The sequence below is a fragment of the Flagellimonas sp. L-11 genome (genome assembly GCF_056857735.1).
Genome location: NZ_JBSXNR010000056.1, coordinates 1 through 17,174, shown reverse-complemented (window position 1 = coordinate 17,174; position 17,174 = coordinate 1). Strand labels below are relative to the sequence as shown.

Sequence of the window (17,174 nt, the reverse complement as noted above, 5' to 3'; positions counted from 1 at the left end):
TCTAAAAAGAGGTCTAGTTTTATACTTAACTTTATCTTTATAAGTTTCGATGCATATTTAAAATAGTTCGGTTTGAGGCCCCACATTTTTTATTTTCTATTGTTCTTTTGCTTCACCCTGGTGGGTCAAGAACTGCCGCCTATCCGAAATTATACCCCAAAAGAATACAGCGGGGAGTTTCAGAATTGGGGAATAACGCAATCCCCTTCAAAAAACATCTACGTGGCCAACCACACCAGTCTTATGGAGTTTGATGGGAGCAAATGGCATCAATATAAACTGCCAACCTCCCCCATAATTAGGTCGGTAAAGGCAGTTGGGGATAAAATCTATACCGGCTCCTACCGTGAATTCGGCTTTTGGACAAAAAAGGCAAACGGCGAACTGACGTACACCTCATTATCCCAAAAAATGGAAATACCCATGGCCGAAGACGAAGAGTTCTGGGATATTTTGGTCGTGGACCAATGGATTCTTTTTCAATCCTTGGATAGAATCTATATTTATGACAGTGCAGAGGATACTTTTAAAGTTATAAATGCAAATTCGGAAAAAGCGAACCTTAGCATTGTAAACGGTGATGTTTATTTCCAAATAGCCCGGAAAGGGCTGTTTACCATTCAAAATGGGAAGCCCAAATTGGTAAGTCACAACCAAGTTTTTATGGACCAACCCATTATTGGGCTCTACACGATGGGCAATGATCTTTTGGTAATTACCGAAGGTTCCCGTTTTTATAAATATAACTCTGAAGCCATCATACCGTGGAAAACAGCTATGGATTCCATCAATGTAAAACTCTACAGCAGTATTCAACTTAAGGATGGTTCTTTTGTGCTGGGCAGCATTTCCAATGGTTTTTATCATCTTTCGCCAAACGGACAGACCATCATCCGGAACATTGACCAAGAAAAAGGGCTAAACAACAATACGGTATTAACGCTTTTTGAGGATTCGGAAAATAATTTGTGGTTGGGGTTGGACAATGGTATTAGTGTCGTAAACCTCTACTCTCCCTTTAACGAGTACGTGGACAAACTTGGGAACCTAGGTTTGGTTTATGCGGCCTTAAGCCATAAAGGGTACTTGTATTTGGGCACCAACCAAGGTCTGTTCTACCGCAAAACCGGTTCTGAGGATGCTTTTCGCATGATCGATGGCACGGAAGGCCAAGTGTGGAACATTCAGCTTGTGGATTCCACTATTTTTTGTGGACACAATAATGGTACGTTCGTTGTGGAAAATAACTTGGCTGAACTTATTTCTGATTTTCCGGGCACTTGGGGCGTAAAACCTATTCAAAATCGTAAAAACTTACTTCTTCAAGGAAATTACAATGGGTTGAGTATACTCGAAAAGGTGCAAGGCTCATGGAGATTCCGAAATACCATTGATGGTTATACAATTTCCAGTCGTTTTTTTGAAATGGATTCGCTTGAGGTAGTCGTGGACCACGAAAAAAAAGGGCTATATTTTATTGAGTTGGAGCCAAACCTGAGAGAAGTTAAACAAGTTACCAATAAGGAGCGAATCGGCCACAGTTCCAATATTTTCAGTTTTCAGGATAAACTCTATTACAAGACCAATGCAGGAATCTATAATATTGATGGCGAAAACAACATCGTCCTGGACAGTACTTTGACCCAGTTGATTTTAGATGAAAATGATGGACAGGTCAGCATCATAATTCCTGAAAGTTCGGAACAACGGTTGTGGTTCTTTACCAACGATGGCATCCAGTACGTTACCCAAAGTACACTTAGCAACAAACTGAGTGCCTCCCATATTTCCATACCCAAGGACATTAGGGCCAATTTGGGAGTTTCAGGTTTTGAAAATATTTCAAAAATATCCGATTACACATACTTGATAGGAAGTTCCAACGGCTACGTGTCCTTGGACCTTACCAGAGTGGAGCCCACGAACCAGCAAGTGCACATCAATTCGGTTTATTATGGGGATTACCAAGAAGTATCCTCCAAGGCATCTATTGACACAACAGGTACTTTTAAATACTCCAACAACAACGTTAGGTTGGAATTTAGCGTACCGGAATTCGATAAATATACCGAGGTAAAGTACCAGTATAAGATGGACAACGTATACGATGATTGGAGCGAATGGTCCGAAAATACAGATGCCACATTTAAAAACCTGTCTTTTGGTGATTATACCTTTACTGTAAGGGCCATGATAGGCAGTACCATGAGCGAGAATACCTCTTCGTACAGTTTTAGCATATCCCGGCCATGGTACCTTTCCAATCTTGCACTTATCCTTTATATGTTGTCCATTGCATTGCTGTTTGTACTTGTACACAGACTTTACAACAACTATTATCAAAAAAAACAAGAGTCCCTCATAAAAAGGAATAAAAAAGAATTGGAGCGGAGGGAACTGGAAGAAAAAGAACGAATTGCCAAAATACAGACGGAAAAACTCCAAAACGAAATTGACAGTAAAAACCGCGAGTTGGCCATTTCCACGATGAGCCTGGTAAAGAAAAATAAATTCCTCTCTGCCCTAAAAGCGCAACTCAGGGAAGTTCCCAGCAAGGATAAGAACATAAAATACGTAATCAAGGAAATAGATAGGAACATTAACAGCGAAGACGATTGGAAATTTTTCGAAGACGCATTCAATAATGCCGACAAAGACTTTTTAAAAAGAATAAAAACAAAACACGACAGCCTTACCAACAACGATCTTCGCCTGTGCGCTTATTTAAGGTTAAATCTTTCCTCCAAAGAAATTGCACCATTGCTTAACATTTCTGTAAAAAGTGTGGAAATGAAACGTTATAGGCTCCGTAAAAAGTTTAACCTACCACACCACGACAACCTTATAGATTACATTTTAAACTTTTAATAAGCTCTACTTTTGCACATCATTGCTCTACAAATCTTAAAATTACCTCTACAATAACTCTACATATCCTCACTTAGTTCTGTTTTACCGTATTGTTCAGGATGATTGCAAAAACGCTAAATATTTTAAAATCCTCATATTTTACAGGGTTTGAGTGATAAAAAATCAATTTTACCCCTTTCAAATTAACAATGTAGGTTTTTTATAGAGGTACATCCTTTGTTAACAAGACGTTAAGCCATATACCTTTAACTCAAATTAAATTCACTCAAAAATGAGATATGGCATTTTAACCTTAATGGTACTTTTATGTACTGCTTATGGATATTCACAAACAAAAACTGTTACCGGCACCGTTTCTGATAATATTGGGCCCATGCCGGGTGTTAACGTACTTGTTAAGGGAACAACCAATGGGGTTGTCACCGATTTTGATGGTGAATTTACCATTGACGATGTTTCCAATGAAGACATCTTAGTTTTCAGCTACATTGGTTTTGTGACCCAGGAGGTTCCTATCGGGACCCAGGAGGAAATCAACATTGTATTGAATGAAGACACCCAAGCCCTCGACGAAGTAGTTGTTGTGGGATATGGTACCCAAAAGAAAAGTAATGTAATCGGATCTGTGGCCAGTGTTGAAGTAGAGGAAGCCACCAATGTACCCACAACAAACGTATCCGAAATGTTAAGAGGTAGAGCGGCAGGGGTTCAAGTAAACTTGGGCGATGCACGGCCAGGAGGTAATTCCAATATCGTAATCAGGGGTAATGTATCCGTTGCACCCGGCGGAAACTCTCCGCTGATTATCGTAGATGGACTTCCTTTTGACAACCTAAATGATGTGGCTCCCGATGACATTGCCAACATTGAAATATTGAAAGATGCATCCTCAACAGCCATTTACGGTTCCAGAGCATCCAACGGTGTAATCTTGGTGACTACAAAATCAGGAAAAGTAGGCAAGGCAACCATAGATTACCATGGATATACCACCGTACAAACCTTGACCAAAAACTTCAACCAATATACTGGACAGCAATTTATCGACCTAAGAAGAGAAGCTAACAGAAATAGGTTCACCGGGGATTACCTGAACGATGAGAACATCTTCTCGCCATTTGAGTTGGAGGCCATAGAAAACCAAAACTTTGTGGATTGGGAAGACTTGGTGCTTCAAGATGCCATTATCCAGAGCCATTCGCTTAGTTTTTCGGCAGGTAGCGAAAAAACGAAGGTCTTTTCAAGTGTAAATTACTTTTCGCAAGAAGGTATTATTCCCAATTCAGGTTTTGACAGAGGCACATTTAAACTAAACTTAGAACAAAAAATATCCGATAAGTTATTGTTCCGTGGAATAATCAACTATCAAAATGCAAAACAGGACAGGGAAACAGGTGGAATCAACTTTACCACAATTACTCCACTGGCACAACCTTATACAGCAGATGGCGAGCTCCAGAAATTCTACTTGGGGCCATCCAACACAGCAGTCAACCCATTGTGGGACCAAAGAGAGTCTGTGGATGAGACCAAAATCAACCTTACGGATATAAACCTGAGCCTTATTTATGACATTGCACCAAACCTGAGCTATACCCTAAAAACGTTTTTAAGGAACCGTAACTCCAACCAAGGTGTTTACAGGTCTTCTCTTCACTCCGCTGGGGATGAAGGAATTGATGGAATCGGAGTATTATCCAACACCCTGTTCAAACAGGTGCTGGTAGAAAATATTTTGAACTATACACCACAAATCAATGATGATCATAGTTTGGACTTAACGGCTGTTCACGCATTTGATGAACGCCGTACCGAGTACACCCAATTGGACAAATCCGGCTTTACCAACGATGCCTTGCGCTTTAACGGAAATGCCACCAACCTGCTAAACAACGTAAGGGATGTTTCCCAACGTAGGCTTTTGTCCTTCTTGGGCAGGGTACGATATGGTTATCTGGACAGATATCTTTTGGAGGCCACCGCTCGTGCCGATGGTGCTTCGGTATTTGCCGAAAACAACAAATGGGGTTTTTTCCCGGCAGTGTCCGTAGCATGGAAAATGCACATGGAACCTTTTATGGCTGATGTAGATGCCATCAACGAAATGAAGTTTAGGGTAAGCTACGGTGCCACGGGTAACCAGGGAATCAACCCTTTGGAATCTTTGGGCGTTGCGGACGACCTACCTTATGTTTTTGGAGATGAAACAGTGGCCGGCGCCACAGCATCGTCTCGTTTGCCCAACCCAAACCTAAAATGGGAGACCACAACAACTTTGAATGCAGGTGTGGATTTCAGGTTGTTCAACAATTTTTTCCAAGGAACTTTTGAATACTACAAAGCCAACACCAACGACCTATTATTGGATAGATCCATAGCAGGAACCACCGGATTCAATGTAATCCGGTTTAATTCCGGTGAATTGCAAAACCAAGGTATCGAAGCCTCTTTGACCTCGAACATTATTCGTAAAGAGAACTTTAGTTGGTCTTTGGGGATGGTTTTCTCCAGAAACAGAAACAAAGTAATCTCATTGACAGGAGAACTGGATGATAATGGCAACCCCATCGACATAACCGATATTGCATCTGGAAGGCGTTTATCGGTAGGGCAGTCCATCAACAACATTTGGCTCCCCAAATATGATGGTATATACCAAGAAGGTGATGATATTGCAGGGTCAGGAAACCCATTGGCCCAGCCCGGTGATGTCCGCGTGGTGGACCAGGATGGAAATGGTCAGATAGACAATCGCGATAACGTATTCACAAATACCGATCCCGATTGGTATGGTTCCATTACCAACACCATTACCTACAAGAACTTTGACTTGTTTGCCGATATTTATATTGTTCAAGGAGCAACAAACCTAAACCCTGTTCTTGCCAATGGAGAACTTTGGAAGGGTGCCATAAACGGGATCAGAACCAAATATTACACACCGGAATATCCATCTACCGAATACCCAAGACCAAAGCCGGATACACACTTGCACCTGTTCCCTTTTGCTGTAAGGGATGCATCTTATGTGAGGTTAAGAACCCTTACTTTGGGATACAACATACCCAAAGATGCCTTCTCCAAGCTTGGGTTGCAACGGGCCAAAGTATACCTCACGGGGACCAACCTGTTCACTTTTACCGATTTTAAATCGTACAGCCCGGAACAAACCCCACTGAACAATGACCAAAGTGGCTCTGCATTCCCTGAGACCAGAAACATAACCCTAGGGGTAAAATTAGGATTCTAAAAAAATTGTCATGAAAACCATATTTCAATATTTAACATCAAAAAGAATATGTGCAATACTACTTGCTATTGCAACATTCACATCATGCGAAAAGGATTTGTTGGAGGATGAACTGTTATCCAATACCTCGGTCGATTTTCTATACTCCACGCCCGAAGGTTTGGAGAACGCCGTTGTAGGCCTTTACACCCTCAACAGAAACTTATACCAAGACTTAAGCCTAAATGGCACTTATCCTCTAATTCCACAAGCCAAAAGTGATCTTGGGGTTGGGATTACAGGAGAGGTTTCTTTATACAGCCGTTTGCTTTGGGGGGCTAGTCTAGGGGATTTCGGTACTACCTCGGGAATTAATGCGTACTGGGTCAACTACTATAAAATAGTGGATAGGGCCAATGCTGTGATTCAGGGAGCAGAGAATTTGGAAGATATCGAGGAAGGCAGAAAAAATCAGATTCTTGCTGAGGCCAAATGCATGAGGGCCCATGCCTACTTTACCTTGTACCGCCTTTTTAACAACATCTTCATCACCACGGAGCCCACTACCCCAGAAAATGCCTTTGATGTACCACAGGACAAATCTTCGGAAGAAGAAATCTTTTCGCTATTGCGTTCCGATTTGGATTTTGCCATAGACAATTTGGATTATTCCACGGCACAATTTGGACGTTGGGGACAGGGAGCCGCAAGACATCTCAGAGCAAAAGTGGCCATGTGGGAAAACGATTGGACAGAAGCCGCTGCCCAAACCGATGCCTTGATCACTAGTGGAAGTCATAGTTTGACCACTACCACGGCAGAAGTATTTGCCGGTGAACTTAATCATCCTGAGACTCTCTTTGCAATCAACTTTGAAAGAGAAACCATTGGTGGCGGGAGTCCACATATCTTGAACTGGAACATGGTCTCCTCCTATGCCGATGCACCAGGCCTTGTTCAATCCGTAGAGAATGGCGGTGCGGGAGCGGGATTCATTTCATTAAACCAATACACCATCGACCTGCTCAATGAGGATCCGAACGATGACCGAAAAAACAACACCTATTACATTTTTGAGTATGCCTACAACGACGAAACTGCTTTGCCGGAAGGGAAAGAGCTAGGCGACCCATTGGATTTGTACGAAAACAGTGAAACGGACCAAAACGAGTTTATGCTCTATTACAGAAGGCAGAACCCGGGCATCCTTAAATTTTTTGATGAAACCGTGGAACCTACGGACAGAAATCATTTTAAAAATATTATGATCTACAGGTTGGCAGAAACCTATTTGATCGGTGCCGAGGCCCACATGATGCTGAACAACACCACCAAAGCCCTTGAGTACCTAAATACAGTGCGAACAAGGGCAAATGCAGCTCCTGTAAACAGTATCGACCTTGAAATTATTCTGGAAGAGAGAGCAAGAGAGTTAGCCTTTGAGGGGCAGCGCTGGTTTACCTTAAAACGTACCGGATTGTTGTACGAGTATCTTTTGGACCATATGAACAATGATAACATGAACGAGTCCTATCCCGAAGGAAATCCAAAGGATATTCTAAGGGAATACATGCAAAACTGGCCCATTCCACAACAACAAATGGATCTTTTGGGACCAAACTACCCACAGAACGACGGGTATAACTAAATCGGCACTAACTAGAATTAACTTATAACGTTGAAAAATGAAAAAGCATAACAACAAGAAGAACCTCAACAGCACAAGATTACCCATCTTGTTCCTGTTGACGGCCATAGGTATTTTGGGCACTATCATTTCTTGCGAAACCGAGGACGATTTGCCCCCACCCTCTGCCTATGTTCCACCAGAACCGGAACCAGAACCAGAACCAGGCGAGGATTGTACATTCTCCACTATAGTTCCAGAATTGGCAGATGGAATGGATTTTGAGTGTGGAGGACCGGAAGTGACCTTCTTTGGGGAAAAAGACGGTTCCTTTACCCTTGATTATGTTGAAAATCCGGATCCATCCGGCATCAACACCTCTGAAACCGTTGTTGAATATACCCAAACAGCCGATATTGAACCTTGGGCAGGCTTCTTTTTTGATTTGGCCAGTAAAGTGGATTTTAACGAGATGCAGACGGTCAAAATTAAAGTGTACTCCCCTGCCGCAGATCAAATTGTACTGATGAAGTTTGAGGACAAGACCGATAATTCCATTGCAAAAGAAGTTCAGGCAACCACAACTGTGTCCAACGAATGGGAAGAACTGTCCTTTGTTTTTTCACCCAGTGATTCCGATAAGTTTGATCGAATGATTTTGTTCTTTGACTTTAACGGAGAAAAGAGTGCCGAGACCACGCACTATTTTGATGACATCGAGATGAGTGAAGGTGGCGAAGTAGAAGAACCTGTTGAAACTGGCGAACCCACCGCCACCGCACCCGACCCCACTATTGATCCATTGGAAGTGGTTTCGTTGTTTAGCGACGTCTATACCAACGTTGCCGTGGATACCTGGAGAACCGATTGGTCCGATGCCACATTGGAAGACATAGAAATTGAAGGCAATGCCGTTAAAAAATACAGCGAACTTAGTTTTGTGGGCGTAGAAGCGGTGTCCAGCACTATTGATGCTGCCAACATGACCCATTTTAGAACTGATATCTGGACCGGTGACGCTACAGAATTCAGAATAAAGTTAGTTGACTTCGGTGCTGATGGCGCTTTTGATGGCGGTGATGATGTGGAGCACGAAATAGTGATTGAAGCACCCACGCAGCAAGAATGGGTAACGCTGGATATACCGCTTTCAGATTTTACAGGACTGACCACTAGGGGTAATATCGCCCAATTGATATTCGTGGGAGCACCATCAGGCGCAAATACGGTATTTGTGGACAATGTGTTCTTTTACAACGAAGCAGGTGTTTCCAACGCGCCCACATCGGGTGCCCCTGCACCTACACTAGCGGAAGCAAACGTGATCTCCGTGTTCAGTGATGCCTATACCGATGTCGCAGGAACGGATTACAATCCAAATTGGGGGCAGGCCACTATGGTTACACAAGAGGAGATTGCAGGGAACAACACCTTAAAATATGAAAACCTTAACTATCAAGGAACGCAGTTTGCAGCTCCATTGGACGTTTCTGGAACTACTATGGTGCACGTGGATTATTGGACACCCGATTCCTCAGAGCTCAATTTATCCTTGATCAGTCCAGGACCTGCAGAAATTCCATATTCTTTTGATATTACCAATGGTGAATGGGTAAGTGTGGATATTCCATTAACAGCGTTTTCGGATGTAGTGGATCTTACCGATGTGATACAATTAAAATTTGATGGTAACGGAACCATTTATTTGGATAACATCTACTTTTATTCACCTCCTGCAACGGAACCAACAGCCGCAGCGCCAACTCCAACTGTTGCAGAAGCGGATGTGATATCATTGTTTAGCAATGCATACACCAATGTTTCCATTGACACTTGGAGAACAGATTGGTCGGTTGCTACACTTGAGGATATTATGATTGATGGTAACGATGTAAAAAAGTATAGCGACTTAAATTTTGTGGGGATAGAATCCGTAGCCACTCCAATCGATGCAACGGAAATGACACATTTTCATACCGATGTATGGACAGCGGATGCCACAGAAATTAGAATAAAACTTGTTGATTTTGGTGCCGACGGTGCTTTTGATGGAGGAGATGATGTGGAACACGAAATTACCATCGCCAACCCAGAACAAAACACTTGGATTTCATTGGATATCCCGTTATCAGAGTTTGTTGGACTTACCACAAAAGCAAACATTGCACAACTTATCTATGTAGGCCAGCCCGCTGGTTCAACCACAGTATTTGTTGACAACGTATATTTTCACAAATAATGGATAAAAAACAAATCGTAATTTGAGTTAGTTAATTAAGGGAAAGGTTCCACTCTTTAAAAAGAGTGGAACTTTAATCCAAGCAATGTTTTCTATGAAAAACAAAACATACGTTTATCAAAAATTAAAAATGAGCATTTTAAACATATCCTTATTATCCCTGGTCTTTGCGCTTTCGTGCAGCTCTGGGGATTCCGACTCCACCGATGTTCCCACCAATTTAAACGTGGACATTTCCATCATTGGTTCAAACGACAATAACCCGAATGGCGATGGTTCTGGGACTGTACAGGTATCCGCATCGGCCAACAATGCGGTACGTTATGCCTTCCGGTTTGAAAATGGCGACCAAATTGGCAGTGAAATGGGATCCATCGAACATACCTTTACCCAAAATGGCACAAATACATACAACATAACTGTATGGGCTTATTCACGATCCGGTGAGTTCATCAACCAAAGTTATAGTGTGGATGTTTACAAATCCGATGAAGCTTTTGCCACTTTGGTCTTTTCTGATGAATTTGATAATGAAGGGCGTCCTGATGACCAAAAATGGCATCATCAGGTCATTCCCCCGAACAATGGAAGTTGGCACAATGATGAACTTCAACACTATACGGACAGGCCAGAAAACTCCTTTGTGAGCGATGGTTCCTTAAAAATCAAGGCCATCAAAGAACAATATTCGTATAACGGAAGCACCAAAGAATATACTTCTGCTAGATTGAATACAAAATTTGCCTTTACCTACGGCCGGGTAGAAGTACGAGCCAAACTTCCAAGCAATGCAGGTACTTGGCCCGCTATTTGGACCTTGGGCGCCAATGTAAACGAAACCGGAAATTATTTCGGGGACCAATACGGCAGCGTTGGCTGGCCGCTTTGCGGAGAGATTGACATTATGGAGCAAACGGGATGGGACAAGAGCAATACCATATCCCACTTTCATTGGGGCGACCTAAATACCGAGGAATATATGGATACCGGTGGTGAAACTACTGTTGCCAATACATCCTCCGAATATCATATCTATGCTATGGAATGGGATAGTGAAAGTATTAAGACCTATGTTGATGATACCTTGGTTTTTGAATTGCCCAACACCAATAACAAACCTTATAATCACGAACATTATTTGATTCTGAACATTGCCATAGGCGGAAATTTAGGTGGTGATGTACCAAGCGATTTTACAGAAGATACCTTTGAAATTGATTATGTAAGGATATATCAGTAGTACCTGAGAAATTGGCAAGAGGTGGATTACTGTTTACGATCAACTTCAAGATTCTTGAAAAGGGTTCCATCAACTTATTCCAATCAACCCAAAGCCGGAGTTAGACCTTCGGCTTTTTTTTTACCCAAGTTCCTTAACATCAAAAAAAACAAGTTCCCGATTATTGAATTTTGCTGTGGCCTCTATTGGGTTGCAGCATACTTCACAATCTTCCACATAGGTTTGATGCGGCACAGAACTATCCAAAAGAAAGGATATTTCCTCCCAACAGTATGGACATTGGAAGAAATGCTCGTACATCTTCTAAAAATCTACATTGAGCAACTGACCGCTAACTTGAAGCATTTGAAGTTCCGCCAATTTTGCATTGTATTTGGCCTGACTTTTGGCCAGTTCCGCATTTAACAAGTTCAACTGGGCCTGCCTAAATTCTATTGAGGTTATTTGCCCCAGTTTATAGCGCTCATCGGTACGCTTAAAGTTGTTTTGGTTGGTCTGTAGGTTTTTCTCCTGAACCTCCAGTACGTACAGTGCATTGGTATAGCTGTCCCAAGCATTGCGAATATCCCTTTCCACCTCCAATTGTATCTGCTTTTTCGCTATCTCTTGGTTTTTATAGGCGATTTTGGCATTCTTTATCCCAGTTATGGTAGTTCCGCCATCAAACAAATTCCACGTTAAGTTTATAGTTCCCGTAACCCCTGTAGAGGTATTTTGCAAAACAAAAGCCAGTGGGCTGTTGTTGTTGGACTCGTTCCAACCGTAAGTTCCTGTCAATCCAATGGTAGGCAAATAACCGCTTTTGGCTACCCGAATGTCGTTAAGGCCCATATTGATGTCCTTTTCCACAATTTGAAGCCTTACATTGTTCATTTGGGCCTCATTGTACATATTTTCCATTTGAAGTCCAGGAACAAAGGTCACCGTGGTATCCGCAGCAAATTGGGCAGATAGATCACGATTCAATATCAAATTCAAATCCCTCATGGTATTTCTGAGCTGTTGCTTGGAGTTCAATAAATTAATGCTATCCGTGTTGATGTCCACTTCGGCATTCAATACATCCAATCCTGTATTTTGTCCGTATTCAAATTGATATTGCGCCCTTTTTAATCTATCCTTGGAAATTTCCAGCGCCTGCTCCAATGTTGCGGTATTTTCGGTAAGGCGGGCCGCTTCATAATACACCGTAAAGAGCTGTAAAATGGTGTTTTCAATGGTCTGCCTAACCTCAAGTTCGGATTGTTCAGACCGTTCTTGAAAACTTTTGTAATTATAATACCTCCCCAATCCATCGAACAAAGTATAGTTTACATTGACCGCAGCACTATACCTTCTGGTTTCGGCCCCTTCTGCTGTACGGGTATCTCCATTGCCCAGAACCCCTTCGGAATTTTGCTTGTCTATGCTTCCACTAGCATTTCCTGTTACCGATGGCAAATAGCCAGAGTTAAGGATATCGGCATTATTGTCATCTATTAATTTGGTATTACGGGCCACTTTGATATCCAGATTGTTTTCCAAAATCAAGTCAATGGCTTCCTGTTTGGTAAGTATTTGATCTTGGGCGTTTGCCATTGGACCAAAAAACAACAAAATCAGGGATACGGTATAAAAAATGCTTTTCATTATGTGGTCTCTTCTACAACTTTTGAGGTTTCTTCTCCATTCTGAGAAACGTTTTTACTATCGGTTCCGTTTAAGGTAACGCCATCTGCTTCCATCTCCTCCTCTTCATGCTGTTCGCGAATGGCTCGCTCCACTTCTTCGGACGTAACCTCTTCCCCTGTCCACAACTTTTTGGCCGCAACCTTTATATTGTTTCCAAAGGAGAGCAGTAAGGGTAGCATCAACAAAGTCAAAATAGTGGCAAAACCAATTCCGTAGGCAATGGAAATAGCCATTGGCTTTAAAAATTGGGCTTGACGGCTTTTCTCCAAAAGCAATGGTGCAAGACCTGCAATTGTAGTAATCGAGGTCAAGAATATGGCCCTAAAACGGGAACGGCCTGCTTGGTACAAGGCATCATCGAAATTCATCCCACTACGAAGATTGGTATTGAACTTGCCTATTAGTACCAGTCCATCGTTTACCATAATCCCAATTAATGCAATAATCCCCAACATGGATAGGACGTTGATAGGAAAACCGTGCAACCAATGTCCCCACGCCACGGCAGTCAAGCTAAAGGGCACCATAAAAATCAATAATAAGGGTTGACTTATGCTCCTAAAGGTGAAGGCTATGACAATAAAAATCAGAAACAATACAATTGGCCCTACAAACCCTAAGGAACCGATCAATTTATTGGCCTCTCTGTTCTGTCCTTCATAAGATGGGCTTATTGATGGGTATTTGGCCAGAATTTCCGGCATTACCTCATTTCGTATCCACAGCATGGCATCGGTTCCACTTGTAGTTTCCGGGTCGGTCAAATCTGAAGAAACCTGTATTTCCCTTCTACCTTCTAGGTGGTTGATGGCCACATCTCCCCTTTCAATGGTATAGCTTGCAATCTCTTTTAGAGGGATACGGTCTCCGCTGGGTGCCAAAATCCGCATTTCATCCAGATCTGAAATGGATGATCTGTTCTCTCTATCGTACCGGACCCAAACCCTAATTTCATCCTGCCCTCGTTGAAAACGTTGGGCCTGTGCCCCAAAGAAGCCACCTCTAACCTGGTTCATCACAGTTCTGAGGTCCAGACCGAGCAAATACGCATTTTCCTTAAGTTCCAAACGTATTTCCTTGATTCCAGCCGGGTCGTTGTCCGTTACATCCTTTAGGTTGGCATTTTCTTCCATGGCTTGTTTGAGCTCTTCTTTTGCTGCCTTGAGCTCGGTAATATTATTGCCCAAAAGGGAAACCGAAACCGGGCTTCCACCAAAGTTACCTCCAGAACCATATATTAAACTCTCTACGCCAATCACGGGGCCCACAAGTTCTCGAAGCCTGGTGGTCACCATATCGGCACGAATGCTATCAGGACGTTCTTCACCAGGCAGTAGGTTTATCTCTAATTCAGCAGCAGAAGAACCTGGTCCCAAGTTCTTGATCATATTTACAAAAAGCATCTTATCCATGTCTTGTAAATATTGATCTGTGAGTTCCTGATTTACAATATGTGCTTTTTCCTGAATAAGACTAATAATGGAATCCGTTACTTTTTCGTTGGTACCATTAGGCATGGTAAGTTGTATGGACACCTGATCACTTGCAATCCTCGGAAAGAATGAAGTACGGATAACTCCTCCCCCAATGGAACCCAGGGTTAATGCCAAAGCCATAAAGAACAGGGCAAAAGTCAAAAATTTATAGTTCATCATAAAGCGAAGTACTGGACTATACCAGTTATCCCTCATGTAGTTCATTAACCTATCGCCCATTTTATTAATTACCCTAAGTTTTGCAAAAATCTTTGCAACACCTGTTTTGGGTTTGGTATTTTTAGCTCGAAGCGCTTTGGAGTGTGCCAAGTGAGCTGGCAAAATAATCAATGCCTCTACCAAGGACACCACTAGGGTAAGAATTACTATCACCGACACCTCGCTAAAGAATTCACCGATACGGCTATCCAGAAAAAGGAAAATGGAAAAGGCCAAAATTGTGGTGATTATCGCTGAAATAATGGGCGGTATCACTTCCATCGTGCCATCCAAAGCGGCCTGTACCGGAGATTTCCCGTCTTCATAATGTTGATAGATGTTCTCTGCGATCACTATTCCATCATCCACCAGAATACCGATAACGATTATCATCCCGAACAAGGAAAGAACATTAATGGTAACGTTGAACATGGGTGCAAAAACGAACATTCCCAAAAATGCGATGGGAAGTCCAAAGGCTACCCAAAACGCCAATCGGGTATTTAAAAAGAGGGATAAAAACACCAATACCAAAATCATCCCTACGATGGCGTTCTCCGTTAAAAGTTGGGTACGCTGTGTTAAAGTAGTGGAGCGGTCGTCTATAACATTCAACTGCACATTGGTATACTTTTCGTTGAATTCTTTAATGTACTGCCTAACTTTTTCCGCAGAGCCCATTAAATCCTCTGTATTTGTGCTCGTTATGGTAATATTAACTGCCAGTTCCCCATTAAAATAGGAGGCATTGGGAGTCTCAGAAAACCTGTCCCGTATCGTAGCTACATCTTTTAAGCGTATGGTGCGGCCTGCTGCATCGCCTCGAACTACAATATTGGAAAGTTCATCCCCATAATAGGAACGGTTATTGGCGCGTATTAGATATTCTTCGGTAGCAGTTTTGATGTTACCTCCCGTTACCAAAATATTTGCATTGGAAACGGCTTGTGCTACATCGGTAAAAGATAGGTTATATGCCAAGAGGCTGTTCTCATCTACGGCAATCTCGATTTCTTCATCGGGATAGCCCGCTATTTGAATTTGAGAGATTCCATCAATGGCCCTAAGGTCGTTCTCTATTTGACGGCCAATTTGTTTTAGGGTGGCCAAGGGAATATCCTTTCCGCTTACGGCAAAGCTTATGGTGGGCCTGACCGGTTCTTGCTTGGCAACAATCAAAGGTTCCATGCCCGTAGGAAAGGTAGGTACCCTGTCCACGGCATTTTTAACCTCTAACAACATGAAGTCTACATTCCTCTCTTTCTCAATCTCCACATTGATTGTACCACTGTTTTCCCTTGATGTAGAGGTTACCCTTTCCACACCTTCAAGGCCTTTTAGGTTATCCTCGATTTTTAGGACGATACCTTCCTCTACTTCTTGTGGCGAAGCACCTGGGTAAGCAATGGTAATTGTAATGTTACGTGCCTCGGTAAGAGGAAAAAAAGATGATTTTAAGGAAAGTATTCCCACAACCCCAAAAACAAAAAACGCCAATATAAAGACATTTACTGCCATGTGGTATTTAATAAAGTACGAGATGAGTTTTCTCACGGCCAGGGGTTTAGGATTTACTTTGGCTCTAGTTTAAGTTTGCGTTGATATTAAGATTTGATGCCTTAGGCCGATTTCACGGTACCTTTGGCGTGTGCCGGTATCCTGGACCGTCAACATGACCAGGTTCCGCAGTAGCCCGCCACTGTCCTTGAACTTCTCCTTGACCCTGAACCAGTCCATATAGCCCTGTAAATATTTGGTCGCCACTCCCCAGAACCTCCCGTCGATCCATTTCTTGACCCTGTTGTGGGTGGAGTTCACATGTTGGATATGGTATACGCCCTGTTTGACACGTTGTTTTATCGCACCTTTCAGCGGGTGGTGTTCGAGTTGGTTGTCAATGGCGAAGCCCTTATAGCTAACGTGGGCGTCTGAACACAGTACGGCCTTGCCCTTTTTTATCCTCCCGCCCAGGGCCCTTTCGATATCCGACTTCCTTATCCTGCCCATGGTGGCCACACTTATGTCCAGGGCGGACCTCCTGTCCCTTGTTACGATCACCGCAACGTGCGCATCGTTGACCCCGCGCTTGGAAGAGGAGCCGCCCCTTTTCCTCGGCTTCCTTTCCATCTCACGGCTTCCCTTGCGGGAATCGAGGAAAAAGGTCTCGTCGCTCTCGGTTATGCCGGTGAAATCATCATTGTCCGTTTCCGCAAGAGAGGACAATATCTTGTGGCGCCAATCGAAGGCGGTCTTCTTGTTGATCGCCAGGGCCTCCTTGATCTTGTCCAGGCTCTTCTCCTCCACCATCAGGGCCAGATAGGCGTCCACCTTGTCCTTTTTGTGCAGCCCGGCCATCCACGTACCGGTGTACTCGGTAAAGCTACGGGAACACCCCTTGCACTTATAGCGCTGTGCGCCCTTGTCCTTCCCGAAGCGCACGTACCTACCGTGGCCGCAATGGGGGCATTCCCCCATCCTATTGTCCAAAAGATGGCGGCGTGAGGCCTGTGCCCTGGGCACGTCACCGCTCATCGACAACTCTTTGATCAATAGTTCCCGCTGCTCCAAGGGCAGCGACATGATCTCTTTCTTAAGTTCTGATA

At 43.1% G+C, this 17,174-nt stretch carries 9 protein-coding genes; 5 read left to right on the top strand and 4 right to left on the bottom strand.

The features are described 5' to 3' along the window. Positions 1 to 72 precede the first annotated feature (72 nt). The 5 genes from AC13CC_RS08695 to AC13CC_RS08675 all read left to right on the top strand — a co-directional run bounded on the left by AC13CC_RS08695 (position 73) and on the right by AC13CC_RS08675 (position 11,206). Positions 73 to 2,868, top strand: a complete 2,796-nt coding sequence (locus AC13CC_RS08695) for a helix-turn-helix and ligand-binding sensor domain-containing protein (RefSeq protein WP_482875897.1) — start codon at positions 73 to 75, stop codon at positions 2,866 to 2,868. A 274-nt stretch (positions 2,869 to 3,142) separates the two neighbouring features. Further along, positions 3,143 to 6,121: a SusC/RagA family TonB-linked outer membrane protein gene (locus AC13CC_RS08690; RefSeq protein WP_482875898.1), complete on the top strand. Its 2,979-nt coding sequence runs from the start codon at positions 3,143 to 3,145 to the stop codon at positions 6,119 to 6,121. Positions 6,122 to 6,131: 10 nt separating this feature from the next. Then, the gene (locus AC13CC_RS08685) at positions 6,132 to 7,748 is read left to right on the top strand and encodes a RagB/SusD family nutrient uptake outer membrane protein (protein WP_482875899.1); all 1,617 of its coding nucleotides are present in this window, start codon (positions 6,132 to 6,134) and stop codon (positions 7,746 to 7,748) included. Between the two features lie 37 nt (positions 7,749 to 7,785). Further along, complete coding sequence (locus AC13CC_RS08680; RefSeq protein ID WP_482875901.1) at positions 7,786 to 9,966, top strand: hypothetical protein; 2,181 nt, start codon at positions 7,786 to 7,788, stop codon at positions 9,964 to 9,966. A gap of 130 nt (positions 9,967 to 10,096) precedes the next feature. After that, positions 10,097 to 11,206, top strand: coding sequence for a glycoside hydrolase family 16 protein (locus AC13CC_RS08675; protein ID WP_482875903.1), 1,110 nt, complete (start codon positions 10,097 to 10,099; stop codon positions 11,204 to 11,206). Positions 11,207 to 11,326: 120 nt separating this feature from the next. Here the strand turns inward: AC13CC_RS08675 and AC13CC_RS08670 are convergent, their stop codons facing one another. The 4 genes from AC13CC_RS08670 to AC13CC_RS08655 all read right to left on the bottom strand — a co-directional run. Then, positions 11,327 to 11,506 carry a CPXCG motif-containing cysteine-rich protein gene (locus AC13CC_RS08670; protein WP_326277694.1) on the bottom strand — a complete coding sequence of 60 codons (180 nt, stop codon included), beginning with the start codon at positions 11,504 to 11,506 and terminating at the stop codon, positions 11,327 to 11,329. 3 nt (positions 11,507 to 11,509) lie between these two features. Next, positions 11,510 to 12,835 (bottom strand): TolC family protein, encoded by a 1,326-nt coding sequence (locus tag AC13CC_RS08665; protein WP_326277692.1) that lies wholly within the window; start codon positions 12,833 to 12,835, stop codon positions 11,510 to 11,512. Continuing rightward, positions 12,835 to 16,125 carry an efflux RND transporter permease subunit gene (locus AC13CC_RS08660; protein ID WP_482875906.1) on the bottom strand — a complete coding sequence of 1,097 codons (3,291 nt, stop codon included), beginning with the start codon at positions 16,123 to 16,125 and terminating at the stop codon, positions 12,835 to 12,837. Before AC13CC_RS08660 ends, AC13CC_RS08665 begins: the two co-directional genes overlap by 1 nt. Positions 16,126 to 16,158: 33 nt before the next feature. Then, positions 16,159 to 17,174 (bottom strand): IS1595 family transposase (locus tag AC13CC_RS08655; RefSeq protein WP_482878262.1); only part of this gene is annotated, 1,016 nt, incomplete at its 5' end.

Bases quoted from the DNA above. Each gene is read 5' to 3' on its own strand.
- AC13CC_RS08665 (WP_326277692.1), bottom strand. From the start codon at position 12,835: ATGAAAAGCATTTTTTATACCGTATCCCTGATTTTGTTGTTTTTTGGT.
- AC13CC_RS08680 (WP_482875901.1), top strand. From the start codon at position 7,786: ATGAAAAAGCATAACAACAAGAAGAACCTCAACAGCACAAGATTACCC.
- AC13CC_RS08670 (WP_326277694.1), bottom strand. From the start codon at position 11,506: ATGTACGAGCATTTCTTCCAATGTCCATACTGTTGGGAGGAAATATCC.
- AC13CC_RS08685 (WP_482875899.1), top strand. From the start codon at position 6,132: ATGAAAACCATATTTCAATATTTAACATCAAAAAGAATATGTGCAATA.
- AC13CC_RS08690 (WP_482875898.1), top strand. From the start codon at position 3,143: ATGAGATATGGCATTTTAACCTTAATGGTACTTTTATGTACTGCTTAT.
- AC13CC_RS08675 (WP_482875903.1), top strand. From the start codon at position 10,097: ATGAGCATTTTAAACATATCCTTATTATCCCTGGTCTTTGCGCTTTCG.